The 24,054-nt window shown below is 72.1% G+C and carries 22 protein-coding genes; 16 read left to right on the top strand and 6 right to left on the bottom strand.

From position 1 onward, the window contains the following. Positions 1 to 22: 22 nt before the first annotated feature. The 3 genes from JK359_RS23770 to JK359_RS23760 form a co-directional block, all read right to left on the bottom strand. Entirely contained in the window at positions 23 to 1,027 is a 1,005-nt protein-coding gene (locus tag JK359_RS23770; RefSeq protein ID WP_201839170.1) for a methyltransferase, read from the bottom strand. 345 nt (positions 1,028 to 1,372) lie between these two features. After that, a complete protein-coding gene (locus JK359_RS23765) occupies positions 1,373 to 2,827 on the bottom strand; it encodes an amidase (RefSeq protein ID WP_201839169.1) in 1,455 nt (484 codons plus the stop codon). A gap of 37 nt (positions 2,828 to 2,864) precedes the next feature. Further along, entirely contained in the window at positions 2,865 to 3,476 is a 612-nt protein-coding gene (locus JK359_RS23760) for a flavodoxin family protein (protein WP_201839167.1), read from the bottom strand. Positions 3,477 to 3,820: 344 nt separating this feature from the next. Between JK359_RS23760 and JK359_RS23755 the strand changes: the two genes are divergently transcribed. The 9 genes from JK359_RS23755 to JK359_RS23715 all read left to right on the top strand — a co-directional run bounded on the left by JK359_RS23755 (position 3,821) and on the right by JK359_RS23715 (position 14,389). Continuing rightward, complete coding sequence (locus tag JK359_RS23755) at positions 3,821 to 5,773, top strand: acyl-CoA dehydrogenase family protein (RefSeq protein WP_201839166.1); 1,953 nt, start codon at positions 3,821 to 3,823, stop codon at positions 5,771 to 5,773. Between the two features lie 180 nt (positions 5,774 to 5,953). Then, on the top strand, positions 5,954 to 6,289 hold the full coding sequence (locus JK359_RS23750) for a hypothetical protein (protein WP_201839159.1): 336 nt from the start codon (positions 5,954 to 5,956) through the stop codon (positions 6,287 to 6,289). A 103-nt stretch (positions 6,290 to 6,392) separates the two neighbouring features. Further along, positions 6,393 to 7,664, top strand: coding sequence for a 1-deoxy-D-xylulose-5-phosphate reductoisomerase (gene dxr, locus JK359_RS23745; protein ID WP_201839158.1), 1,272 nt, complete (start codon positions 6,393 to 6,395; stop codon positions 7,662 to 7,664). Further along, a complete protein-coding gene (locus JK359_RS23740; protein WP_201839157.1) occupies positions 7,661 to 8,965 on the top strand; it encodes a M50 family metallopeptidase in 1,305 nt (434 codons plus the stop codon). Before dxr ends, JK359_RS23740 begins: the two co-directional genes overlap by 4 nt. Positions 8,966 to 9,134: 169 nt before the next feature. Continuing rightward, positions 9,135 to 10,292 (top strand): flavodoxin-dependent (E)-4-hydroxy-3-methylbut-2-enyl-diphosphate synthase, encoded by a 1,158-nt coding sequence (gene ispG, locus JK359_RS23735; protein WP_201839156.1) that lies wholly within the window; start codon positions 9,135 to 9,137, stop codon positions 10,290 to 10,292. Positions 10,293 to 10,452: 160 nt separating this feature from the next. Next, a complete protein-coding gene (locus JK359_RS23730) occupies positions 10,453 to 11,301 on the top strand; it encodes a GNAT family N-acetyltransferase (protein ID WP_201839155.1) in 849 nt (282 codons plus the stop codon). A 20-nt stretch (positions 11,302 to 11,321) separates the two neighbouring features. Next, positions 11,322 to 11,852: a GNAT family N-acetyltransferase gene (locus tag JK359_RS23725; protein WP_201839153.1), complete on the top strand. Its 531-nt coding sequence runs from the start codon at positions 11,322 to 11,324 to the stop codon at positions 11,850 to 11,852. A gap of 109 nt (positions 11,853 to 11,961) precedes the next feature. Continuing rightward, positions 11,962 to 13,668, top strand: a complete 1,707-nt coding sequence (locus JK359_RS23720; protein ID WP_201839151.1) for a proline--tRNA ligase — start codon at positions 11,962 to 11,964, stop codon at positions 13,666 to 13,668. Positions 13,669 to 13,840: 172 nt separating this feature from the next. Then, positions 13,841 to 14,389 (top strand): GNAT family N-acetyltransferase, encoded by a 549-nt coding sequence (locus JK359_RS23715; RefSeq protein ID WP_201839149.1) that lies wholly within the window; start codon positions 13,841 to 13,843, stop codon positions 14,387 to 14,389. A 176-nt stretch (positions 14,390 to 14,565) separates the two neighbouring features. Here the strand turns inward: JK359_RS23715 and JK359_RS23710 are convergent, their stop codons facing one another. The 3 genes from JK359_RS23710 to JK359_RS23700 form a co-directional block, all read right to left on the bottom strand. Further along, positions 14,566 to 15,531, bottom strand: coding sequence for an aminoglycoside phosphotransferase family protein (locus JK359_RS23710; protein WP_201839148.1), 966 nt, complete (start codon positions 15,529 to 15,531; stop codon positions 14,566 to 14,568). Between the two features lie 102 nt (positions 15,532 to 15,633). Further along, positions 15,634 to 16,146 (bottom strand): ferritin-like domain-containing protein, encoded by a 513-nt coding sequence (locus JK359_RS23705; RefSeq protein WP_201839147.1) that lies wholly within the window; start codon positions 16,144 to 16,146, stop codon positions 15,634 to 15,636. Then, positions 16,143 to 16,646 carry a hypothetical protein gene (locus tag JK359_RS23700; protein WP_201839146.1) on the bottom strand — a complete coding sequence of 168 codons (504 nt, stop codon included), beginning with the start codon at positions 16,644 to 16,646 and terminating at the stop codon, positions 16,143 to 16,145. The genes JK359_RS23705 and JK359_RS23700 overlap by 4 nt, the downstream gene beginning before the upstream one ends. Positions 16,647 to 16,948: 302 nt before the next feature. Here JK359_RS23700 and rimP point away from each other — a divergent pair, with 302 nt between their 5' ends. From rimP to truB, 7 genes are all read left to right on the top strand, one after another. Further along, complete coding sequence (rimP, locus tag JK359_RS23695; RefSeq protein WP_201839145.1) at positions 16,949 to 17,461, top strand: ribosome maturation factor RimP; 513 nt, start codon at positions 16,949 to 16,951, stop codon at positions 17,459 to 17,461. Between the two features lie 2 nt (positions 17,462 to 17,463). Then, the gene (nusA, locus tag JK359_RS23690) at positions 17,464 to 18,450 is read left to right on the top strand and encodes a transcription termination factor NusA (protein ID WP_201839144.1); all 987 of its coding nucleotides are present in this window, start codon (positions 17,464 to 17,466) and stop codon (positions 18,448 to 18,450) included. Between the two features lie 90 nt (positions 18,451 to 18,540). Next, positions 18,541 to 18,837: a YlxR family protein gene (locus tag JK359_RS23685; protein WP_201839142.1), complete on the top strand. Its 297-nt coding sequence runs from the start codon at positions 18,541 to 18,543 to the stop codon at positions 18,835 to 18,837. 145 nt (positions 18,838 to 18,982) lie between these two features. Beyond that, positions 18,983 to 22,069: a translation initiation factor IF-2 gene (gene infB / locus JK359_RS40215; RefSeq protein WP_201839140.1), complete on the top strand. Its 3,087-nt coding sequence runs from the start codon at positions 18,983 to 18,985 to the stop codon at positions 22,067 to 22,069. Positions 22,070 to 22,285: 216 nt separating this feature from the next. Then, a complete protein-coding gene (locus JK359_RS23675) occupies positions 22,286 to 22,579 on the top strand; it encodes a DUF503 domain-containing protein (protein WP_201839138.1) in 294 nt (97 codons plus the stop codon). Between the two features lie 41 nt (positions 22,580 to 22,620). Next, positions 22,621 to 23,076 carry a 30S ribosome-binding factor RbfA gene (gene rbfA / locus JK359_RS23670; RefSeq protein ID WP_201839136.1) on the top strand — a complete coding sequence of 152 codons (456 nt, stop codon included), beginning with the start codon at positions 22,621 to 22,623 and terminating at the stop codon, positions 23,074 to 23,076. Then, positions 23,073 to 23,978, top strand: a complete 906-nt coding sequence (gene truB / locus JK359_RS23665; RefSeq protein ID WP_201839134.1) for a tRNA pseudouridine(55) synthase TruB — start codon at positions 23,073 to 23,075, stop codon at positions 23,976 to 23,978. Before rbfA ends, truB begins: the two co-directional genes overlap by 4 nt. Positions 23,979 to 24,054 lie beyond the last annotated feature (76 nt).

Here is a 24,054-nt window from a genome sequence, read left to right as displayed (position 1 = left end):
CCTCCCCCTCGGCCGGCCACCGTCACTTGGTGCCTATGACCAGTGACACGGAGGACGGCAGCTGGATCTGCTGGACGCCGCCGAGACCGGCGTCCGTGAGCCACCCGGAGATCTCCGGGAAGCTGTAGGTGCGGTCGCCCGAGCAGGCGAACATCGCCAGGCTGAACGCCACGTTGTGCGCGTCGAGTTCGGCGCCGCGCACGTCCTCCAGCACGACGATCCTGCCGCCGGGCCGCAGCGCCTTGGCGGCGCGGGCGATCAGGTCGCGGTTCTCCTCGTCGGTGTGGTTGTGCACGATCTCGAAGAGGAACACGACGTCGTAGTCGGAACCGAGGTCGCCGCTGAGGAAGCTGCCCCGGCGCAGCGAGACCCGGTCGGCGAGACCGGCCTTCTCGACGGCCGGGCCGGTGTTGGCGAGCGCCTCCTCCAGGTCCATGATCGTCGCCGTCAGCTCGGGGTGGCGCCGGCACATCGCCATGGAGTGCAGGCCGTGCGAGCCGCCGAGGTCGAGCAGCCTGCGCGCGCCCTCGGGCAGTTCGATGGCGTCCACGATGGAGTCCACCGTCAGCCGCGACTTGATCTTCATGTACTCGGAGAAGTCCCGCCCGGCGTCGGGGTTGTTCTCCCAGCGCTCCCACAGCGACTGGGCGGGCTTGCCGTCACGGACGGCCTGCGGCAGCTCCCACATGACGTTGATCAGCTCGTACGCCCACAGCAGCGCGGGGGTGAAGTCGTACTCGACCTTCTCGCCCAGCCAGCGCTCGGCGAGCGGGCCGTTGCGGTAGCGGCCGTCCTCCAGGGTCAGCCAGCCGAGCACGGCGACCACGTCGGCGACGGCACGGATGCCGTCGGCCGTGGCGCCGACCGCCTCGGCGAGTTCCTCGGCGCTGAGCGGGCCCCGCTCCTCCAGGGTGGCGAAGAGACCGAGCTTGGCCGCCGTGGTGAGTGCGGCGTAGTGGATGGTGCCGCCGATGACCTCGTCGATCGGGTTGCCGGTCAGCTGGGCGTCGGTGGTGGTCTGGAACATGGTGAACCTCCTGTTGCGGGCAGGGTGGTCGCCGCGTGCGAGGGCACGCGGCCGTCGGCGCGTCGGCGCGTCGGACGGTCGGTGGCACGAGGGATGGTCGGCGGTACGACGGACGGTCGGCGGTACGGGCGCGGGCCGGGTGGGCGGCCGCGGGCTGGACGGCCCCCGCCGCTACGCGCGTTGCGGCGGGGAACGGGCGTTCCGCTCCCGTCCGGGAGCGTTCCGGTCCCACGGGTGGGATGTCGGCAGGGGTGGACGCGGGCGCGCGTCACCGCCGCCGTCCGGGGGCGGCGGGCGCGAGGGTGCGAGGCCCGGCTGTGGACAGGCCGAAGGCGGGCGGGTCCGTCAGAGGCGGGTGAGGGGTGGTCTGCGCTGGGCCCAGGGCCGGGCCTGTTCCAGCTGGGCCGCGAGGGCGAGCAGCGTGTGCTCGTCCCCGTACCGGCCGGTGAACTGCACGCCGACGGGCAGCCCCGCCGCGTCGTGGTGCAGCGGCACGGACATGGCGGGCTGTCCGGTCAGATTGGCCAGCGGTGTCTCGTGGGCGAAGGCCAGTGCCCGGTCGAGCTGCTGCTCGGGGGTGCCGTGCGCGCAGAAGCCGAGGGGTGGTGGCGGGGACGCCGTGACGGCCGAGAGCAGCACGTCGTAGGAGTCGTGGAAGGCGGCGAGGGCTCTGGCGGCGCGCTGCAGGTGGCCGATCCGCAGCAGATAGTGCGCGGCCGACAGGGAGCGGCCCCGCTCGTAGAGCGACCAGGTGAGTTCCTCGACCGCATCCGCCGCCGGGGTGCGTCCGGCCACCGCGCTCTGGGCGGTGACCGCCGAGGAGACCCCGGCCGCCCAGACGTCGAGGAACGCGTCGGCGACGTCGGGCATCGTCGGGGCCGGAGCGTCCTCGGTGACGGTGTGCCCGAGGTCCGCGCAGAGCCGGGCGGCCTCCCGTACGGCCTCGGCGCACGTGGCGTCCAGGGGGCCGGTGCCGGCGCGGGTGGTGAAGGCGATGCGCAGCGGGCGCGGGGGCGCGGCGAGGGCGTCGCGGAACGGGCCGGGTGCCGGTGGCGCCGGGTAGGGATCGCCCGGGGCGGGACCGGCGATCAGGTCCAGGGCAGCCGCGCTGTCCCGTACCGAACGGCTGACCACGTGCTCGCTGGCGAGCCCGTTCATGAGGTCGCCGACCTGGGGGCCGAGCGGGGTGCGGGCCCGGGTGGGCTTGAGGCCGAAGACCCCGCAGCACGCGGCCGGGATGCGGATGGAGCCCCCGGCGTCGTTGGCGTGGGCGACCGGCACCAGGCCCGCCGCGACGGCCGCCGCGGCGCCACCGCTGGACCCGCCGGCCGACCTGCCGAGGTCCCACGGGTTGCGGGTGGGGCCGTGGCCACGGGGCTCGGTCGTGGGCAGCACACCGAACTCGGCCGAGTTGCTCCTGCCGAGGATCAGCAGCCCGCCGGCCTTGAACCGCTCGACCAGGGTGCTGTCCTGGTCGGGGACGAAGCCCGCCAGGAGACCGGAGCCCTGCGTGGCCTCCAGACCGGCGCAGGGCGCCCCCAGGTCCTTCAGCAGGAAGGGCACTCCGGCCAGTGGCCCGGGTGGCTCCGGTCCGGTGAGCGTTCTGCGTAAGCCCGGGTCACCGGCCTGCTTCCGGGCCCGTTCGTAGTCGGTGATGGGCACCGCGCCGACCGTGGCCTGCGTGGCCTCGATCCGCTCGATCGCGGCCTCGGCCAGTTCGTCCGCGCCGATCCGCCCCGTCCGGATCAGCTCGGCCTGGTCGTGCGCGTCGAGCCATGCCAGTTCCTGCCGGTCAGTCATCCCCACGTCCCCCCACAGGCCGCGTCGTGTCCGCTGGTCAGGCGGACGCGCTCGCCAGATCCACGGCCGCGCGCCCGGCCAGGAAGACGTGTGTGGTCTCGGCGATGCGACGGCCCAGCGCCTCGGCGGTGCGCAGGTCGCTGGCGCCCGGTGTGACGTCGGCTCCCTCGTCGTTGTTGGCCTGGGACATGGCGCCGAGCCAGCTGCCGAGCCGGTTGATGTCCTCCGGGCTGCCGGCCGAGGTGTTCCAGCCGCCGTACTCCGCGAGGCCGACCCAGATCATGCCGTGCTGGGCGGCGAACAGGGCGATGTCGAACAGCGTGTTGAGCTTGTCGCCGGACATGTTGCCGCTGTTGGTGAAGCCGCCGGCGATCTTGTTCTTCCAGCGGAGGTTGTCCCCCCAGACCTTGCTCGTGGCCTCGATGAAGGCCCGGAAGACCGCGCTGCTGCCGCCCATGTAGGTGGGCGTCCCGAAGACGATCGCGTCGGACGCCTGCAGCGTCTCCCACAGTTCGTCGGTCAGCTCCGCGAGCGGGACGAGCGTGACCTGCGTGTCCGGGACCTTCTCCGCCCCGGCCGCGACGGCAGCCGCCTGCTTCGCCGTGTGCCCGTAACCGCTGTGGTACGCGACAGCCACCTTGACCTGCATTACATCCCCCTAATGCGAAGTGCCCGGAGCGGCGAACTAACTACTTGTTCATAAAGCATCTCGAAAAGCTTTGATGGCGGAGACTCTACCCAGGCCTCGAGTCGGAAGGCAAGCAGCTTCTGGCGGTCGGCACGTCATGGTCCGCGCATGGTCCGCGCATGGTCTGCTCTTTGCCTTCCGGGTGCGGCGGGCGCGCCGCACCGCCCCCCGGGCCCCGGGTGCGCGTCGACCGATCGGACCGCGAGGGGTGGTGAGGTCGGCCCGTTTCGGGTACCAACGATCCAGTAGCACTGGTCGGTAACGAACGGTCCCAGTCGTCCCTCTTCGCGGCGAGGTGAGCCTGAATGTCCGCCACCACCACCCCACGCACCAACGTCACCGAGCGCGAGGCCCGCCAGGTGGCGGAGGCCGCCCGGGAGCAGGACTGGCGCAAGCCCAGCTTCGCCAAGGAACTGTTTCTCGGGCGCTTCCGGCTCGACCTCATCCACCCCCACCCGCTGCCCGAGGACGAGTCGGTCCGGCGCGGCGAGGACTTCCTGGCGAAGCTGCGCGCCTTCTGCGAGACGGAGATCGACTCCGCCCGCATCGAGCGCGAGGCCCGCATCCCCGACGAGGTCGTGGCGGGCCTGAAGGAACTCGGCGCCCTCGGCATGAAGATCGACCCCAAGTACGGCGGTCTCGGCCTCACCCAGCTGTACTACAACAAGGCCCTCGCCCTGGTCGGCTCCGTCAGCCCCGCCGTCGGCGCCCTGCTCTCCGCCCACCAGTCGATCGGGGTACCGCAGCCCCTCAAGATGTTCGGCACCCAGGAGCAGAAGGACGCCTTCCTGCCCCGCTGCGCCCGCACCGACATCTCCGCCTTCCTGCTCACCGAGCCGGACGTGGGCTCCGACCCGGCCCGCCTCGCCACCACGGCGGTGCCCGACGGCGACGACTACGTCCTCGACGGGGTGAAACTGTGGACCACCAACGGGGTGGTCGCCGACCTGCTCGTCGTCATGGCGCGGGTGCCGGAGTCCGACGGGCACAAGGGCGGCATCACCGCGTTCGTGGTGGAGGCGGCGGCGGAGGGCATCACCGTCGAGCACCGCAACGCCTTCATGGGCCTGCGCGGCATCGAGAACGGCGTGACCCGCTTCCACCAGGTCCGGGTCCCGGCCGCCAACCGGATCGGCCCCGAGGGCGCGGGTCTGAAGATCGCCCTCACCACCCTCAACACCGGCCGGCTGTCCCTGCCCGCCATGTGCGCCGGCGCCGGCAAGTGGTGCCTGAAGATCGCCCGCGAGTGGGCGGCCGAGCGCGAGCAGTGGGGCAAGCCGGTCGCGCTGCACGAGGCGGTCGGCTCCAAGATCAGCTTCATCGCGGCCACCACCTTCGCGCTGGAGGCCGTGCTGGACCTGTCCTCGCAGATGGCCGACGAGGACCGCAACGACATCCGCATCGAGGCCGCCCTCGCCAAGCTCTACGGCTCCGAGATGGCCTGGCTGATGGCCGACGAACTGGTCCAGATCCGCGGGGGGCGCGGCTACGAGACCGCCGAGTCCCTCAGGGCGCGGGGCGAACGCCCGGTCCCGGCCGAGCAGATCCTGCGCGACCTGCGCATCAACCGCATCTTCGAGGGCTCGACGGAGATCATGCACCTGCTGATCGCCCGGGAGGCCGTGGACGCCCACCTGTCGGTCGCCGGTGACCTCATCGACCCCGACAAGTCACTGTCCGACAAGGCGAAGGCCGGTGCCAACGCGGGCGTCTTCTACGCCAAGTGGCTGCCGAAACTGGTCGCCGGACCCGGCCAGCTGCCCACGTCGTACGGCGAGTTCAGGCACGGCGTCGACCTCTCCGGCCACCTGCGCTACGTCGAGCGCACGGCCCGCAAGCTGGCCCGCTCCACCTTCTACGCCATGTCCCGCTGGCAGGGGAGGATGGAGACCAAGCAGGGCTTCCTCGGGCGGATCGTGGACATCGGTGCCGAGCTGTTCGCCATGAGCGCGGCCTGTGTCCGCGCCGAGCGGCTGCGCACCCGCGGCGAGCACGGCCGCGAGGCCTACCAGCTCGCCGACGCCTTCTGCCGCCAGGCCCGCATCCGGGTGGACGAACTGTTCGCGCGCCTGTGGACCAACACCGACGACCTGGACCGCAAGGTGGTCAAGGGCGTCCTCGGCGGCGCCTACACCTGGCTGGAGGAAGGCATCATCGACCCCTCGGGCGAGGGCCCGTGGATCGCCGACGCGACCCCCGGACCCTCGGCTCACGAGAACGCCCGCCGGCCCTTCGGCGGCGGGGACGCGTCCCCGTGAGCGGAGGCGGAGAGACGTCCCGGCCGGCGACCGCGAGCGGGTCGCGTCGCACGGCCGGGCCGCGCCGCCACGTCACCGATCGGCAGGCACGCGGAGGGCGCGTCCCCCCGCTCTGACGGATAGTGGGGGCAGGACGTCCTCCCGGCAGCTGCCCGTCCGTCCCCCGGCACAGGAGGCTCGATGCCCGTTTCCCGGTCCCTGGCCGCGCTCTGCGGCTTCGCGGTGCTCGGCCTCGCGCTCACCGCCTGCGACGACCAGGCCAACGGCCAGATCATCGCGCACCACGACGAGCGGCACGTGGAGACCGTCTCGAACCTGGTGATCGGGGGGTGTCACCGCTTTCCCGAGGGCGTGACCCGCGTCGACAACTACACGACGAGCAGTCTCCTCATGTACACAACACCCGACTGCACGGTGCCTCCGGGCGGGGAGAGCGTCTATCTGGACGGACCGTCGTCCGACAACGTCGTCAGGGCCACCGGTCAGTGGCGCAGCTTCTCCTTCGCACCCGAATGACGCCGTAGCCGACCGGTCCGCCCCCGGTGCCGGGACGCCGTCGAGCCACCCGCCCGGGGGACGCCCTGTCCGAGCCGTCACCGAGAGCGGCAACAATGGGGGGATGACCGACAGTCCCGCCCATCCGGCGCCCCTCGCCGATCCGCACCTCGTCTACGACCCCGCCGCAGGGGACGGGCCCAAGGACGTGGTGATCCTCGGTTCCACCGGATCCATCGGCACCCAGGCCATCGACCTCGTGCTGCGCAACCCCGACCGCTTCCGGGTCACCGCCCTCTCCGCGAACGGCGGCCGCATCGCCCTCCTCGCCGAGCAGGCGCACCGGCTGCGGGTGCGGACCGTGGCGGTGGCCCGCGAGGACGTCGTCCCCGCCCTGCGCGAGGCGCTCGCCGCCGAGTACGGCGCCGGTGAGCCGCTGCCCGAGATCCTCGCCGGACCCGAGGCGGCCACCCGGATCGCCGCCTCCGACTGCCACACCGTGCTGAACGGCATCACCGGCTCCATCGGCCTCGCCCCCACCCTCGCCGCCCTGGAGGCGGGCCGCACCCTCGCGCTCGCCAACAAGGAGTCGCTGATCGTCGGCGGCCCGCTGGTCAAGGCACTCGCCAAGCCCGGCCAGATCATCCCGGTGGACTCCGAGCACGCCGCCCTCTTCCAGGCGCTCGCCGCCGGCACCCGCGCCGACGTCCGCAAGCTCGTCGTCACCGCCTCCGGCGGCCCCTTCCGCGGCCGGACCAGGGCCGAGCTGGCGAACGTCACCGTCGAGGACGCCCTGGCACACCCCACCTGGGCGATGGGCCCGGTCATCACGATCAACTCGGCGACCCTCGTCAACAAGGGCCTGGAAGTCATCGAGGCGCACCTCCTCTACGACATTCCCTTCGACCGCATTGAGGTCGTCGTGCACCCGCAGTCGTATGTCCACTCGATGGTCGAGTTCACCGACGGATCCACGATCGCCCAGGCGACGCCCCCCGACATGCGCGGGCCCATCGCCGTCGGCCTGGGCTGGCCGGAACGCATTCCGGACGCGGCCCCCGCCTTCGACTGGAGCAAGGCCTCCACCTGGGAGTTCTTCCCCCTGGACGACGAGGCCTTCCCCTCGGTGAACCTCGCCCGGCACGTGGGGCAGCTCGCGGGCACGGCCCCGGCGGTGTTCAATGCGGCCAATGAGGAGTGCGTCGAGGCCTTCCGCTGCGGCGCGCTGCCCTTCAACGGGATCATGGAGACCGTCACCCGGGTGGTCGAGGAACACGGCACCCCGGCCACGGGAACTCCGCTCACGGTGTCGGACGTCCTCGAAGCGGAGACCTGGGCGCGGGCCCGGGCCCGCGAACTCACAGCCACGACGGCGACCGTGGAGGCGCGTGCATGACGATCTTGATGTTCATCCTCGGCATAGTGGTCTTCGCGGTCGGCCTGCTCGTCTCGATCGCGTGGCACGAGCTGGGGCACCTGTCCACGGCCAAGCTCTTCGGCATCCGCGTCCCGCAGTACATGGTCGGCTTCGGGCCGACCGTGTGGTCGCGGAAGAAGGGCGAGACCGAGTACGGCATCAAGGCCATCCCGCTCGGCGGGTACATCCGCATGATCGGCATGTTCCCGCCCGACGACCAGGGCCGGGTCTCGGCCCGCTCCACCTCCCCGTGGCGGGGCATGATCGAGGACGCCCGCTCGGCGGCCTTCGAGGAACTACGGGCCGGCGACGAGACGCGCATGTTCTACACGCGCAAGCCGTGGAAGCGGATCATCGTCATGTTCGCCGGCCCGTTCATGAACCTGATCCTCGCGATCGGCCTGTTCCTCACCGTGCTGATGGGCTTCGGCATCCAGCAGGAGACCACCACCGTCGAGTCCGTCTCGCCCTGTGTGATCTCGCAGAGCGAGCACCGCGACACCTGCAAGAAGTCCGACCCGGCGTCCCCGGCCGCCAAGGCCGGGGTGAAGGCGGGCGACAGGATCGTCTCCCTCGGCGGTGTGCCCACCGACGACTGGAACCGGCTCTCGGACCTGATCCGCGAGAGCGCCGGCAAGAGCGTGCCGATCGTCGTCGACCGCAAGGGCGAGCAGCTGACCCTGCACGCCGAGATCGCCACGAACCAGGTCGCCAAGAAGGACTCCAGCGGCGCCTACGTCGAGGGGGAGTACGTCAAGGCCGGCTTCCTCGGCTTCAGCCCGGCCCGCGGCGTCGTCAAGCAGGACTTCGGCCAGTCCGTGACCTGGATGGGCGACCGGGTCGGGGACGCGGTCGACTCCCTCGTCTCCCTGCCCGGCAAGATCCCCGCCCTGTGGGACGCCGCCTTCGGTGACGGCCCGCGCGAGCCGGACTCCCCGATGGGCATCGTCGGCGCGGCCCGGGTCACCGGCGAGATCGCCACGCTGGACATCCCCGCCTCGCAGCAGCTGGCCATGGCCGTCTTCGTGGTCGCCGGCTTCAACCTCTCCCTTTTCCTGTTCAACATGCTCCCGCTGCTCCCGCTCGACGGCGGGCACATCGCGGGCGCCCTGTGGGAGGCGCTCAGGCGGAACGTGGCCCGGGTGCTGCGCCGGCCCGACCCCGGTCCGTTCGACGTCGCCAGGCTCATGCCGGTGGCGTACGTGGTGGCCGGGATCTTCGTCTGCTTCACCGTCCTGGTGCTGATCGCGGACGTGGTCAACCCGGTGAAGATCTCGTAGCCGTCCGACGTTCCAGGCGGCCCGGAACCCGGTGTTCCGGGCCGCCTTCCATCGAGTGGGTTTACCGGGTGGGATGTGCTGGCGTCCGGGCCGGTGCCGTAATCTCGAAGCCTGGAGCCCGCCGTTCACGGGACCGGACTTTGATCCACGACTTGGGGTTGCACAGCAGATGACTGCGATTTCTCTCGGCATGCCGTCCGTTCCGACCAAGCTCGCCGAGCGCCGGAAGAGCCGGCAGATCCAGGTCGGAAGCGTGGCGGTCGGCGGAGACGCACCCGTCTCGGTCCAGTCGATGACCACGACCCGTACGTCCGACATCGGCGCCACCCTCCAGCAGATCGCCGAGCTGACCGCGTCCGGCTGCCAGATCGTCCGCGTGGCCTGCCCCACCCAGGACGACGCCGACGCCCTCGCCACCATCGCGAGGAAGTCCCAGATCCCGGTCATCGCCGACATCCACTTCCAGCCCAAGTACGTGTTCGCCGCCATCGAGGCCGGCTGCGCCGCGGTCCGCGTCAACCCCGGCAACATCAAGCAGTTCGACGACAAGGTCAGGGAGATCGCCAAGGCCGCCAAGGAGCACGGCACCCCGATCCGCATCGGCGTCAACGCCGGCTCCCTGGACCGCCGCCTGCTCCAGAAGTACGGCAAGGCGACCCCCGAGGCGCTGGTCGAGTCGGCGCTCTGGGAGGCGTCCCTCTTCGAGGAGCACGACTTCCGGGACATCAAGATCTCCGTCAAGCACAACGACCCCGTCGTCATGATCGAGGCCTACCGCCAGCTCGCCGAGAGCTGCGACTACCCCCTCCACCTCGGGGTGACGGAGGCCGGCCCGGCGTTCCAGGGCACGATCAAGTCGGCGGTCGCCTTCGGCGCGCTCCTCTCCCAGGGCATCGGCGACACCATCCGCGTCTCCCTGTCGGCCCCGCCGGCGGAGGAGGTCAAGGTCGGCATCCAGATCCTCGAATCGCTCAACCTGCGCCAGCGCGGCCTGGAGATCGTCTCCTGCCCGTCCTGCGGCCGCGCCCAGGTCGACGTCTACAAGCTCGCCGAAGAGGTCACCGCCGGCCTCACCGGCATGGAGGTCCCGCTCCGCGTCGCCGTCATGGGCTGCGTCGTCAACGGCCCCGGCGAGGCCCGCGAGGCCGACCTCGGCGTCGCCTCCGGCAACGGCAAGGGCCAGATCTTCGTCAAGGGCGAGGTCATCAAGACCGTCCCCGAGTCCAAGATCGTCGAGACGCTCATCGAGGAGGCCATGAAGCTGGCCGAGCAGATGGAACGGGACGGCGTGACGTCCGGCGAACCGTCGGTGTCGGTCGCAGACTGACCCTTCCCGCGCCCTGGAAGGGGCGCGGGGAACTGCGCGACGAGCCGCAATGCACGGGCACCCGCCGTCGCACGCGGGCCCCCGGGCTGGAAGGCGCACGGCCAAGCCTGCGCAGCTATAGTGCGGGGATCAGGCAGAACCCCAGCGTAAGGCCCCGGCCGTGTTGACCCAGACCACCTCACGGGTGCTCGAACCGAGCGACCTGGACGCAGCGCTCGCCGTCCTCGACCGCGAGCCGGTCGCGAACGCTTTCGTCGCCTCCCGCGTCCAGGTGGCCGGCCTCGACCCCTGGCGGCTCGGCGGCGAGATGTGGGGCTGGTACGAGGACGGCATACTCACGTCCCTGTGCTACGCGGGCGCCAACCTGGTCCCCATCTGCGCCACCCCGCGCGCCGTCCGCGCCTTCGCCGACCGCGCCCGGCGGGCCGGCCGCCGCTGCTCCTCCATCGTCGGCCCCGCCGAGTCCACCGCCGCGCTGTGGCGGCTGCTGGAACCGCACTGGGGCCCGGCCCGCGAGGTCCGCGCCCAGCAGCCCCTGATGGTCACCGACCGCATGCCCGCCGACATCGCCCCGGACCCGTACGTCCGCCGCGTCCGCAAGGACGAGATGGACACGATCATGCCGGCCTGCGTGGCGATGTTCACCGAGGAGGTCGGCGTCTCCCCGCTGTCCGGCGACGGCGGCCTGCTCTACCAGGCCCGGGTCGCGGAACTCGTCGGCTCCGGCCGCTCCTTCGCCCGCATCGACGAGGACGGCCGGGTCGTGTTCAAGGCGGAGATCGGCGCCGCGACCTCCAAGGCCTGCCAGATCCAGGGCGTGTGGGTGGCACCGGAGTACCGGCGCAGAGGACTGGCGGCCCCGGCCATGGCGGCGGTCCTGCGCTACGCCATGGCCGACGTGGCCCCCGTCGTGAGCCTCTACGTCAACGACTACAACACCGCGGCCCGCAGGACGTACCAGCGCGTGGGCTTCCAGGAGGTCGGCGCCTTCATGAGTGTGCTGTTCTGAACCCCCTGTACGCTCCCCGCATGGACCTCGTGATCGGCACCCTGGACCTCACCGCCCACGTCGACGAGGCCCTGGCGGTCCAGGCCCTCGCCTTCGGGCTCGGCCCGGACGAGGTGGCCGTACGCCGCCAGATCGTGCTGCGCCACATGCAGTACCAGGGCGCGCGGGCCTACGGCGCCACCGCCGGCGGACGACTCGTGGGGTTCGTGTACGGCATGCCCAACAGCCGCACCCACTGGTGGTCCACCGTCGTGGAGCCCTACCTCCGCGCCAACGGCAACGAGAGCTGGCTGGACGACGCCTTCGTCATCACCGAGCTGCACGTCCACCCCGGCCACCAGAACCGCGGCATCGGCCGGCACCTCATCACCACCATCACCGACACCGCCGCCGAACCCCGCTCGATCCTCTCCGCGATCGACACCGACAGCCCCGCCCGCGGCCTCTACCACTCCCTCGGTTACATCGACCTCGCCCGCCAGGTGCACTTCCCGAGCGCCCCCCGGCCGTACGCCGTGATGGGCGCTCCGCTGCCGCTGCGCAGGCGATAACCGATTTCCACCGGCACAGGCGGCCGGGCTAACCTCCTGTGCCATCACCCTCCTCCACTCTCGGCCGCGCTCGAGCGTGGGGATCCCATCCAGCAGGAGTACGAGAACCATGGCCAACGCACCGGTCCAGCGCATGTCCCAGTTGATGGCGAAGACGCTGCGCGACGACCCGGCGGACGCCGAGGTCCTCAGCCACAAGCTCCTCGTACGCGCCGGCTACGTCCGCCGCACGGCCGCCGGCATCTGGAGCTGGCTGCCCCTCGGCAAGAAGGTCCTCGCCAACATCGAGCGGGTCGTCCGCGAGGAGATGGACGCCATCGGCGCCCAGGAGGTCTCGCTGCCCGCCCTGCTGCCGCGCGAGCCCTACGACGCCACCGGCCGCTGGGACGAGTACGGCCAGGAGCTGTTCCGGCTCAAGGACCGCAAGGGCGGCGACTACCTCCTCGGCCCCACCCACGAGGAGATCTTCACCCTCCTGGTCAAGGACCAGTGCACCTCCTACAAGGACCTGCCGGTGGTCCTGTACCAGATCCAGACCAAGTTCCGCGACGAGGCCCGTCCCCGCGCCGGCATCCTGCGCGGCCGTGAGTTCCTGATGAAGGACTCGTACTCCTTCGACCTGGACGACGAGGGCCTGGCCCGGTCCTACGCCCTGCACCGCCAGGCGTACCAGAACATCTTCGAGCGGCTCGGCCTCGACTACCGCATCTGCGCCGCCACCGCGGGCGCGATGGGCGGCTCCAAGTCCGAGGAGTTCCTCGCCCCGTCCGAGGCGGGCGAGGACCTCTTCGCGGACTGCCCGAACTGTGACTTCGCCGCCAACACCGAGGCGATCTCCTACGAGCTGAAGCCGGTCGACGGCTCCGCCGTGCCCGCGCTCGAGGAGATCCCCACCCCGGACACCCCGACCATCGAGACCCTGGCCGCCTCGCTCGGCGTACCGGCCTCCGCCACGCTGAAGAACCTGCTGGTCAAGGTGGACGGCGAGATCGTCGCCGTCGGCGTGCCCGGTGACCGCGAGGTCGACATGGACAAGGTCGAGGCGCACTTCGCCCCGGCCGTCGTGGAGATGGTCACCGAGGCCGACTTCGCCGGCCGGCCCGACCTGGTCCGCGGCTACGTCGGCCCCCAGGGCCTGGGCGAGAAGGTCAAGTACATCGCCGACCCGCGCGTGGCCCCCGGCACCGGCTGGATCACCGGCGCCAACAAGGAGCACACGCACGCCAGGAACGTCGTCGCCGGCCGTGACTTCGAGGCCGACGAGTACGTGGACGTCGTGGTCGTGCAGGACGGCGACCCCTGCCCGAAGTGCGGCACCGGCCTGAAGCTGGACCGCGCCATCGAGATCGGCCACATCTTCCAGCTGGGCCGCAAGTACGCCGACGCCCTCAAGCTCGACGTGCTGGGCCAGAACGGCAAGCCGGTCCGCGTCACCATGGGCTCCTACGGCGTCGGCGTCTCCCGTGCCGTCGCCGCGCTCGCCGAGCAGACCGCCGACGAGCACGGCCTGGTCTGGCCCAAGGAGGTCGCCCCGGCCGACGTGCACGTCGTCGCCGCCGGCAAGGCGCTGCAGACCGAGGTGGCCCTCGACGTCTCCGAGAAGCTCGCCGCCGCCGGTGTGCGCGTCCTCGTGGACGACCGGGCCGGGGTCTCCCCGGGCGTGAAGTTCACCGACGCCGAGCTGATCGGTGTCCCGCAGATCCTCGTCGCCGGGCGGCGGGCGGGCGAGGGCGTGCTGGAGCTGAAGGACCGCAAGACCGGTGAGCGCGAGGAACTGACGGTCGAGGACGCGATCGCCCGCCTGACCGCGCAGTAGACGAGAACTCACAGGACACCGTCCGGAGGCGGCCACCGCCTCCGGACGTCCGCCATGCGCCCGGACGTCCGCCGCGCGCCCGGACATCCCCCGTGCGCCCGGCCGCCGTGCGCACGCGGTCCCCTGAAAAATCGTTCCCGGCCGGCAGTGACCGGTCCGTACGCTGGCGCTCATGGCGACACTGGAACGACTACGGGCCGGGCACGAGGCCGCCCTGCTGGCCTTCGAACGTGAGAACCGGGAGTACTTCGCCCGGACGGTGCCCGACCGCGGCGAGGCCTACTTCGCCGAGTTCACCGAGCGCCTCCACGCCCTCCTCGCCGAACAGGCCGCCGGGGTCTGCCACTTCCACGTGGTCCTGGACGGCCGGGGCCGGCTCGTCGGCCGCGTCAACCTGCTCGACGTCGAGGACGGCAGCGCCGAACTCGGCTACCGGATCGGCGAACGTGCCGCGGGCCGTGGACTGGCCACGGCAATGGTCGCCGAGGTGTGCGACATCGCCCGCACGGCCTACGGGCTGACCGCCCTCACCGCGCTCACCGTCCTCGACCACACGGCGTCCCGGACCGTGCTGGAGAAGAACGGGTTCGCCGTGGTGGCCGACGCCCCCGTCGGCGGCCGGCCGGGCGTCCGCTACCGGCGCCTGCTGGCCACGGACGACGGGGCGGGCCGACGGCAGGGCCAGGGCCAGGCCCCGGGCCGGAGCGGGGGCCGGGGATAGAGCCGGGGCCAGGACCACGGCCAGAGCCACGGCCACGGCCACGGTCAGGGCTGGAGCCCCCGCCCCACGGCCCAGGGCAGGGCCGGAGTCAGGGCCACAGCCGCAGGCAGGGCCGGAGTCAGGGCCACAGCCGCCGTCAGGGCTGGAGCCAGGGCTGCGGACACGCCACCTCCGGGCTAGAGCCAGGACGCGAACTCCAGCAGCAGTTCCGCGTCCTTCTCGCGGCCGACCCGTCGGGCACGTATCCCGGACTCCACCGCCCGGAACAGCGTCCAGCCGCGCAGCCGCTCCTGGTCCACCTCCAGCGACTCCGCGAGCCGCTTGATGCGGCGCCGCGTGGTGGACGGCCCGGACGACGCCGCGATCAGGTCCTCCACCCGGTCCCGCACGAGCCGCGCCAGGTCGAAGGCGGTCTCGCCGACCACCGGGTCCGGACCCACCGCGAGCCATGGCATCCGCTCCCCGGCGAGCACCTTGCTCTGCCGGAACGTGCCGTGCAGCAGCAGCTGCTCGGGCGGCGCGGCCAGCAGCTCGTCGCGGGCCGAGAGCGCCGCGTCGACCAGCGGTGCCGCGTCCGGGTGGGCCCCGGCGCCCGTCCGCATCGCCGTCGCCTGCCGGCCGGTGCGCTCCGCGACGGTCTCGAAGACATGGCCGGCCGGCGGCTCGACCCACAGCCGGCGCAGCGTCCCCGCCGCCTCCAGCAGGGCCTTCGCCTCCGGCAGCGACCGCACCGACACGTCCGGATGCAGCCGCTCCAGCAGCAGCACGCCCTCTTCCGGCCCGGCCTCCAGCAGCTGCACGCCCTCTTCCGGCCCGGCCTCCAGCAGCTGCACGCCCTCTTCCGGCCCGGCCTCCAGCAGCTGTACGGCGCCGAGGCCACCCCAGTGCGCCAGCGCGGCCCGCTCGCTCTCCGGGCGGGCCCGCGGCGGGGCCAGCTTCAGCACGGCGGGGGTGCCGTCCGCCCGCCGCACCAGCACCACCAGGCTGCTGCGACCGCCCGGTACCTGGACCCGCTCGACGGTCAACTCGCGCCGGGCGACGGCCCGTTCGGCCGTCTCGGACAGCCGCGCCAGCCAGTCGTCGCCGGCGGGTGCCGTCTCACCGAGCGCCCGTACCAGGCGCTGCGGCGGTTCGAAAGCCATGCGCGAGTCGTTCCCTTCCTGTCCGCTCCCTGCCCGGGTGCTGTCCGTCATGCTGTCCTGCGGTGGCGCCCAGCGGTGCTGTCCCGCGGCCCGGCCCGGCGGCTACCGGGACGCCCGTGCCGAGGGCGACGGTGGGGCCGACGGGGTAGTGCCGGCCGCGCCGGCCCGCTCGCCGGACCGTTCGGCGAGTCCAGGGAAGGCTACGCTCTCCCCGCTCCAGCGCACCGCCCGCACCGCGGCCTCCCGCAGCGCCCCGGCGGCGTCGGCCCGGCGTGCGCCGCTCGCCGCCCGCACCAGGTCCGAGTACACCCCGGCCACGCGTTCCTCCAGGCGCGCCGCCAGCCGCACGGCCGACGTCCCGTCCTGGACCGGGAACGGCAGAGCGTACGCGGCGCTCGCGGCGACCGGCGTGCCGCCCAGGTCGCGCACCGCCCGCACCAGCGTGTCCCGCCGGGCCCGGTGGGCGTCGTACGCCGCCCGGGCCTCGGCCCGGCGCCGCTCGCCGATCCGCCCACCGACGACGCCGTACCCGTACACCGCCGCGTGCTCGGCCGCCAGCGCCGCCTGCAGCGCGCCCAGCTCGGCCTTCGCGGCCTGATCGGTCCCCTCGCTCACCTGGTCCCCTCCGTCAGCAGGTACGCGTGCGCCGCCCCGGCCGCCGCGACCGACGCCAGCAGCCGGGCCAGCTCGCCCGGCGTCTCCAGCAGCTCCTTGCCGCGCCGGTCGGCGAGGGCACGCTCGGCCGCTGCCAGCGCGGCCACGGCGTCCTTCTCGGCGGCCGGGACCGGCGTCGGCGAGCCCGAGGAGCGCGCGGGCGCGGGCGTGGACTTCGTGCCGTCCCCGAACGCGCCCACGTGCTGCGCCACCTGTTCCCGGAGCGGGCGCAGCCGCTCCGCCAGCCCGGAATGGGCGGCGAGCACGGCGTCGTAGCGCGCCAGCAGCTCCCTGCTGTCCCGGGCCGCACGCGCGCGTGCCCGGTCGGCGGCCGACGGGTCGTCGGCGCCGGAGTCCTGCTCGGCCGAGCAGCCCACCAGCAGCGCGGCGCCGGCGGCCGAGGCGATCAGTGATCTTCTGCGCGGCCCCGAGGGGGTGCGCGAGGGCGGGGGGTACGGCACGGCTGACGTCCTCGGGGCTCGTACGAACACACGGGCGGGAACGCCGACCCGCCGCTGATCACCGTACCCGCGAACCCGCCGGACTCATGTCACCGGCTCGTGCACCTGCCCGAAGGGCGCGAGGAACTGCGCGACCAGCCACGACCGGCCCGCCCACGCCGGACGGACGACAGCCGTCCGGGGCATCCGCGCGACCCGGCCCGCCGCCGGAGGCAGGACGCAACACTCCCTGCGACCGGATACCCTTTGACCAGACACGCGACCCATCCCACAACAGCACACGCGGCCGAGGAGTCACCCGGATGAGCACCACCCAGAGCGAGAGGCTGCGAGAGCTGCTGGAACCGCTCGTCACCTCCCAGGGGCTGGATCTCGAAGAGATCGCCGTGGACTCCGTCGGACGCAAGCGTGTGCTGCGTGTCGTCGTGGACTCCGACACCGGAGCGGACCTGGACGCGATCGCCGATGTGAGCCGTGCGCTCTCGGCGAAGCTGGACGAGACCAACGCGATGGGTGACGCGGCGTACGACCTGGAGGTCGGCACCCCCGGCGCGGAGCGCCTCCTCACCGAGCACCGGCACTTCGTGCGCGCCGTCGACCGGCTCGTGAAGTTCCAGCTGGCCGAGGGCGGCGAGCTGGTCGCGCGGATCCTGACGGTCGACGACGAGGGCATCGACGTCGAGGTGCCCGGCGTGAAGGGCCGCAAGGCCACCGCCCGCAGACTCGCCTTCCCGGAGATCGGCAGGGCGCGGGTGCAGGTCGAGTTCAACCGCAAGGACAGCAAGAAGGACATGAAGGAAGAGGAGGAGGCGTAGCCGTGGACATCGACATGAGCGCCCTGCGGGGCTTGGTTCGGGAGAAGGAGATCTCCTTCGACCTGCTGGTCGAGGCGATCGAGTCCGCCCTCCTCATCGCCTACCACCGCACCGAGGGAAGCCGCCGACACGCGCGCGTGGAGCTCAACCGGGAGACCGGGCATGTGACCGTGTGGGCGAAGGAGGACCCCGAGGACCTGGCGGAGGGGCAGGAGGCGCGGGAGTTCGACGACACCCCGTCCGGCTTCGGCCGGATCGCCGCCACCACCGCCAAGCAGGTGATCCTGCAGCGGCTGCGTGACGCGGAGGACGACGCCACGCTCGGCGAGTACGCCGGCCGCGAGGGCGACATCGTCACCGGCGTCGTCCAGCAGGGCCGCGACCCCAAGAACGTGCTCGTCGACATCGGCAAGCTGGAGGCCATCCTGCCGGTGCAGGAGCAGGTGCCCGGCGAGACCTACCCGCACGGCATGCGGCTGCGCAGCTACGTCGTCCGGGTCGCCAAGGGCGTCCGCGGCCCCTCCGTCACCCTCTCCCGTACGCACCCCAACCTGGTGAAGAAGCTCTTCGCCCTGGAGGTGCCGGAGATCGCCGACGGCTCGGTGGAGATCGCCGCGATCGCCCGTGAGGCCGGTCACCGCACCAAGATCGCCGTACGGTCCACCCGTTCGGGTCTGAACGCCAAGGGCGCCTGCATCGGCCCGATGGGCGGCCGGGTGCGCAACGTGATGGGCGAACTGAACGGCGAGAAGATCGACATCGTCGACTGGTCGGACGACCCGGCGGAGATGGTCGCGAACGCCCTGTCACCCGCTCGGGTGAGCAAGGTGGAGGTCGTGGACATGGCCGCCCGCTCCGCCCGGGTGACGGTGCCGGACTACCAGTTGTCGCTGGCGATCGGCAAGGAGGGCCAGAACGCCCGCCTGGCGGCCCGGCTCACCGGCTGGAGGATCGACATCCGGCCCGACACCGAGCACGCCGGGGAATAGTTCCAGGCCGAAGGCCGCTGGAATCACGACAACAGCCGTTCGATCTTTGCCCCGAAGGGGTGAGGTCGGTACGGGGAGGTAGACTGAGACGTGTCTGGCCGGACGCACGCCGGAGCATGCCCTGAACGCACCTGTGTGGGGTGCCGGGAGCGGGCGGCCAAGGACGATCTGCTGCGGATCGTGAAGATCGAGGACACATGCGCCCCCGATCCTCGCGGTACGCTGCCCGGCCGGGGTGCTTATGTGCACCCCGCCCTGGTCTGTCTCGACCAGGCGGTACGCCGCCGGGCGTTCTCGCGGGCACTGCGCGCCCCGGGAGCGCTCGACACAAAGGCGTTGCGCCGATACGTCGAGCAGACAACAGTTGCCGAGCAGGCAACGCCGTAAGACGAGCCGTACGGAACCCCGTGCGGCCTGGTACCTCGCGAGTCGAAAGCAGGTCGAGATTGCGATGAGCACTCGATGAGTACGCGATGAGTACGCCCATGAACTAGCGACGGTCCGGCTTCAACCCGGACCTCAAAGGAGCGAAGTGGCTAAGGTCCGGGTCTACGAACTCGCCAAGGAGTTCGGTGTCGAGAGCAAGGTCGTCATGGCCAAGCTCCAGGAACTCGGTGAATTCGTCCGTTCGGCGTCTTCGACCATCGAAGCGCCCGTTGTACGTAAGCTGACCGACGCCTTCCAGGGCGGTGGCAGCGGTAAGTCCGCCGCGAAGCCCGCCCCGCGCAAGGCCGCCCCCAGGCCCGCCGCGCCCTCTCCGGCGCAGGCGGCCCGTCCTGCTGCCCCGAGGCCGGCAGCGCCCAAGCCCCCGACGGCACCCGCTGCCCAGCAGCCGGCCGCGCCGTCGGCCCCCTCGGCACCCGCGCCGGCCCCCGGCCCGCGTCCGGTGCCGGGTCCCAAGCCCGCGCCGCGCCCGGCCCCGGCAGCCCCGGAGTTCACCGCTCCGCCGGCCGCTCCGGCCGCGCAGACCCCGCAGGCTCCGGCCGCCCAGGGTCCGCGTCCCGGCGCCCGTCCGGGTGCCCCGAAGCCCGGCGCCCGTCCCGGCGGTCCCGGTCAGGGCCAGCAGCGCGACCAGCGTCCCGCTGCCGCCCAGGGCGGTGCCCCGCGTCCCGGCGGTGCCGGTGCGCGTCCGGGTGGCCGTCCGGCCGGCCCGCGTCCGGGCAACAACCCCTTCACCTCCGGTGGCTCCACCGGCATGGCCCGCCCGCAGGCCCCGCGCCCGCAGGGCGGCCCGCGCCCGGGTGGTCCCGGCGCCCCCGGCGGCGGTCCTCGTCCCCAGGCGCCCGGCGCCCAGGGCGGCGGTCCGCGTCCGCAGGCTCCGGGCGGTCCCCGGCCCACCCCGGGCTCGATGCCGCGTCCGCAGGGCGGTCCCCGTCCCGGCGGCGGCCCCGGCGGCCCGCGTCCGAACCCCGGCATGATGCCGCAGCGTCCCGCTGCGGGTCCGCGTCCCGGCGGCGGCCCCGGCGGCCGTGGCCCGGGTGGCGGCGGTCGTCCCGGTGGCGGCGGCGGTCGTCCGGGTGGCGGCGGCGGCTTCGCCGGTCGTCCGGGTGGCGGCGGCGGCTTCGCCGGCCGTCCTGCCGGTCCCGGTGGCGGTGGCGGCGGCTTCGCCGGCCGTCCCGGTGGTCCCGGCGGTGGCGGCGGTGGCCGTCCCGGCTTCGGCGGTCGTCCGGGTGGTCCCGGTGGCCGTGGTGGCACGCAGGGTGCCTTCGGCCGTCCCGGTGGTCCCGCGCGTCGTGGCCGCAAGTCGAAGCGGCAGAGGCGCCAGGAGTACGAGGCCATGCAGGCCCCGTCGGTCGGCGGCGTGATGCTGCCTCGCGGCAACGGCGAGACCATTCGCCTGTCGCGCGGTGCCTCCCTCACCGACTTCGCGGAGAAGATCAACGCCAACCCGGCGTCGCTCGTCGCGGTCATGATGAACCTCGGCGAGATGGTCACGGCCACCCAGTCCGTCTCCGACGAGACGCTGGAACTCCTCGCCGGCGAGATGAACTACACGGTTCAGATCGTCAGCCCCGAGGAGGAGGACCGCGAGCTGCTCGAGTCCTTCGACATCGAGTTCGGCGAGGACGAGGGCGACGAGGAGGACCTGGTGGTCCGTCCGCCGGTCGTCACCGTCATGGGTCACGTCGACCACGGTAAGACCCGACTGCTCGACGCCATCCGCAAGACGAACGTCATCGCGGGCGAGGCCGGCGGCATCACCCAGCACATCGGTGCCTACCAGGTCTCCACCGAGGTCAACGAGGAAGAGCGCCGGATCACCTTCATCGACACCCCGGGTCACGAGGCGTTCACCGCCATGCGTGCCCGTGGTGCGAAGTCGACCGACATCGCGATCCTGGTCGTCGCGGCCAACGACGGCGTCATGCCGCAGACGGTCGAGGCGCTCAACCACGCCAAGGCGGCCGACGTGCCGATCGTGGTCGCGGTCAACAAGATCGACGTCGAGGGTGCCGACCCGACCAAGGTGCGCGGTCAGCTGACCGAGTACGGCCTGGTGGCCGAGGAGTACGGCGGCGACACGATGTTCGTCGACATCTCCGCCAAGCAGGGTCTGCACATCGACTCGCTGCTGGAGGCCGTGGTCCTCACGGCCGACGCCTCGCTCGACCTGCGGGCCAACCCGAACCAGGACGCGCAGGGCATCTCGATCGAGTCCCGCCTCGACCGCGGCCGTGGTGCCGTGGCGACGGTCCTCGTCCAGCGAGGCACGCTGCGGGTCGGCGACACGATGGTGGTCGGCGACGCGTACGGCCGCGTCCGGGCGATGCTCGACGACAACGGCAACAACGTGGCCGAGGCCGGCCCGTCGACGCCGGTCCAGGTCCTGGGCCTGACCAACGTCCCGGGTGCGGGCGACAACTTCCTCGTGGTCGAGGAGGACCGTACGGCCCGCCAGATCGCGGAGAAGCGCGCCGCCCGTGAGCGCAACGCCGCGTTCGCCAAGCGCACGCGCCGCGTGTCCCTCGAGGACCTGGACAAGGTGCTCAAGGCCGGCGAGGTCCAGCAGCTGAACCTGATCATCAAGGGTGACGCTTCCGGTTCCGTCGAGGCCCTCGAGTCCTCGCTGCTCCAGCTGGACGTCGGCGAAGAGGTCGACATCCGCGTCCTGCACCGCGGCGTCGGTGCGGTCACGGAGTCCGACATCGACCTGGCGATGGGCTCCGACGCCATCGTGATCGGCTTCAACGTCCGCGCGGCCGGCCGCGCGGCGCAGATGGCCGAGCGCGAGGGCGTGGACGTCCGGTACTACTCGGTCATCTACCAGGCGATCGAGGAGATCGAGGCGGCCCTCAAGGGCATGCTCAAGCCGGAGTACGAAGAGGTCGAGCTGGGTACGGCGGAGATCCGCGAGGTCTTCAAGTCGTCCAAGCTGGGCAACATCGCCGGTGTCCTCATCCGCTCCGGCGAGGTGCGCCGCAACACCAAGGCCCGCCTCATCCGAGACGGCAAGGTGGTCGCGGAGAACCTCAACATCGAGGGTCTGCGTCGCTTCAAGGACGACGTCACCGAGATCCGCGAAGGCTTCGAGGGTGGTATCAACCTCGGAAACTTCAACGACATCAAGGTCGACGACGTCATCGCGACGTACGAGATGCGGGAGAAGCCGCGGGTGTAACGCCCCACGGCTCGTGCTGGCCGGCGGAACTTCGGTTCCGCCGGCCAGCGCGCCTTTTGTTCTCGGCCGACCGAGACGGGTGGGCGCCCGGCGCCCACCCCACGGCACCGAAACCCTGTCGAGCCACCGGCAGGTACGCGGTACCGTTCTTGATGTCCCCGGCCACACGGACCCGGGGCCATCGATCCCGTACCGGCGGGTGAACCGGTTACACACATGTACGTGGGGACTCTGTCCTTCGACCTCCTCCTCGGCGACGTCCATTCGCTGAAGGAGAAGCGCTCCGTGGTCCGCCCGATCGTCGCCGAACTCCAGCGGAAGTACGCGGTGAGCGCGGCCGAGGTGGACCACATGGACCTCCACCGGCGGGCGATCATCGGCCTCGCGGCGGTCTCCGGAGACGCGGCGCACCTCACCGACATACTGGACCGGTGTGAACGGCTGGTCGCCGCCCGCCCGGAGGTGGAACTGCTGTCCGTACGACGGCGTCTCCACGGCGACGACGACTGACCACAGAACGTTGAGAAGAAGAAAGAACGGGAGACGGACCAGTGGCCGACAACGCGCGGGCGAAAAGGCTGGCGGACCTCATCCGGGAGGTGGTGGCCCAGAAGCTGCAGCGCGGGATCAAGGACCCGCGGCTCGGCTCGCACGTCACCATCACGGACACCCGGGTCACGGGTGACCTGCGGGAGGCGACCGTCTTCTACACGGTCTACGGCGACGACGAGGAGCGGGCTGCCGCTGCCGCCGGCCTGGAGAGCGCCAAGGGCATCCTGCGCTCCGAGGTGGGCCGCGCGGCCGGGGTGAAGTTCACGCCCACCCTGACCTTCGTCGCGGACGCCCTGCCGGACACCGCCCGGACCATCGAGGACCTCCTCGACAAGGCCCGGCAGTCCGACCAGAAGGTGCGCGAGGCGGCCACGGGCGCCTCGTTCGCCGGTGCCGCGGACCCCTACAAGAAGCCGGACGACGACACCGAGACGGACGGCGACGCCGCGGAATGACCCAGAAGCACACCACGCCCGACGGCCTTGTCATCGTCGACAAGCCGTCGGGCTTCACTTCGCACGACGTGGTCGCGAAGATGCGCGGGATCGCCAGGACCCGCCGCGTCGGCCACGCAGGCACCCTCGACCCGATGGCGACCGGAGTCCTGGTCCTCGGCGTCGAGCGTGCCACCAAGCTCCTCGGGCACCTCGCGCTGACCGAGAAGGAGTACCTGGGCACCGTCCGCCTGGGCCAGAACACGGTCACCGACGACGCCGAGGGCGAGATCACCTCGTCCACCGACGCCTCCAAGGTGACCCGGGACGCCATTGACGCCGGCATCGCCAAGCTGACCGGCGACATCATGCAGGTGCCGTCCAAGGTCAGCGCCATCAAGATCGACGGCGTACGGTCGTACAAGCGGGCCCGTGAGGGCGAGGACTTCGAGATCCCCGCCCGTCCGGTGACCATCTCCTCCTTCACGGTGTACGACGTCCGGGACGCGGTCGCCGAGGACGGCACGCCCGTGCTCGACCTCGTGGTCTCGGTGGCCTGCTCCTCCGGCACCTACATCCGCGCCCTCGCCCGCGACCTGGGCGCCGACCTGGGCGTGGGCGGCCACCTCACGGCACTGCGCCGCACCCGCGTGGGCCCGTACAAGCTCGACGCGGCGAAGACGCTCGACCAGCTCCAGCAGGAGCTGACCGTGATGCCGATCGCGGAGGCCGCGGCGGCGGCGTTCCCACGCTGGGAGGTCGACGCCAAGCGGGCCCGGCTGCTGCTGAACGGCGTCCGGCTGGAGATGCCCGAGGAGTACGCGGGCGCCGGTCCCGTCGCCGTGTTCGAGCCCGAGGGCCGCTTCGTCGCGCTCGTCGAGGAGCACCGGGGCAAGGCGAAGAGCCTGGCCGTCTTCGGCTGAGCCGGTCCCCGTCTCGCCGTGGAGCGGCGGCCGGCCCTGATCGGCCGCTGCCGCCGCTCCACGGTCCCCCCTCGGT

Origin of the sequence: Streptomyces actinomycinicus (assembly GCF_016741775.1) — a bacterium.
In the GTDB taxonomy this organism is placed as follows: Bacteria; Actinomycetota; Actinomycetes; order Streptomycetales; family Streptomycetaceae; genus Streptomyces; species Streptomyces actinomycinicus.
The sequence above is the reverse complement of the archived record's forward strand: the minus strand, read 5'-3'. Positions and strand labels throughout refer to the sequence as shown.

Coding starts and splice junctions, on each gene's coding strand:
- JK359_RS23770 (WP_201839170.1), bottom strand. CDS start 1,027: ATGTTCCAGACCACCACCGACGCCCAGCTGACCGGCAACCCGATCGAC.
- JK359_RS23765 (WP_201839169.1), bottom strand. CDS start 2,827: ATGACTGACCGGCAGGAACTGGCATGGCTCGACGCGCACGACCAGGCC.
- JK359_RS23760 (WP_201839167.1), bottom strand. CDS start 3,476: ATGCAGGTCAAGGTGGCTGTCGCGTACCACAGCGGTTACGGGCACACG.
- JK359_RS23755 (WP_201839166.1), top strand. CDS start 3,821: ATGTCCGCCACCACCACCCCACGCACCAACGTCACCGAGCGCGAGGCC.
- JK359_RS23750 (WP_201839159.1), top strand. CDS start 5,954: ATGCCCGTTTCCCGGTCCCTGGCCGCGCTCTGCGGCTTCGCGGTGCTC.
- dxr (WP_201839158.1), top strand. CDS start 6,393: ATGACCGACAGTCCCGCCCATCCGGCGCCCCTCGCCGATCCGCACCTC.
- JK359_RS23740 (WP_201839157.1), top strand. CDS start 7,661: ATGACGATCTTGATGTTCATCCTCGGCATAGTGGTCTTCGCGGTCGGC.
- ispG (WP_201839156.1), top strand. CDS start 9,135: ATGACTGCGATTTCTCTCGGCATGCCGTCCGTTCCGACCAAGCTCGCC.
- JK359_RS23725 (WP_201839153.1), top strand. CDS start 11,322: ATGGACCTCGTGATCGGCACCCTGGACCTCACCGCCCACGTCGACGAG.
- JK359_RS23720 (WP_201839151.1), top strand. CDS start 11,962: ATGGCCAACGCACCGGTCCAGCGCATGTCCCAGTTGATGGCGAAGACG.
- JK359_RS23715 (WP_201839149.1), top strand. CDS start 13,841: ATGGCGACACTGGAACGACTACGGGCCGGGCACGAGGCCGCCCTGCTG.
- JK359_RS23710 (WP_201839148.1), bottom strand. CDS start 15,531: ATGGCTTTCGAACCGCCGCAGCGCCTGGTACGGGCGCTCGGTGAGACG.
- rimP (WP_201839145.1), top strand. CDS start 16,949: ATGAGCACCACCCAGAGCGAGAGGCTGCGAGAGCTGCTGGAACCGCTC.
- JK359_RS23675 (WP_201839138.1), top strand. CDS start 22,286: ATGTACGTGGGGACTCTGTCCTTCGACCTCCTCCTCGGCGACGTCCAT.
- truB (WP_201839134.1), top strand. CDS start 23,073: ATGACCCAGAAGCACACCACGCCCGACGGCCTTGTCATCGTCGACAAG.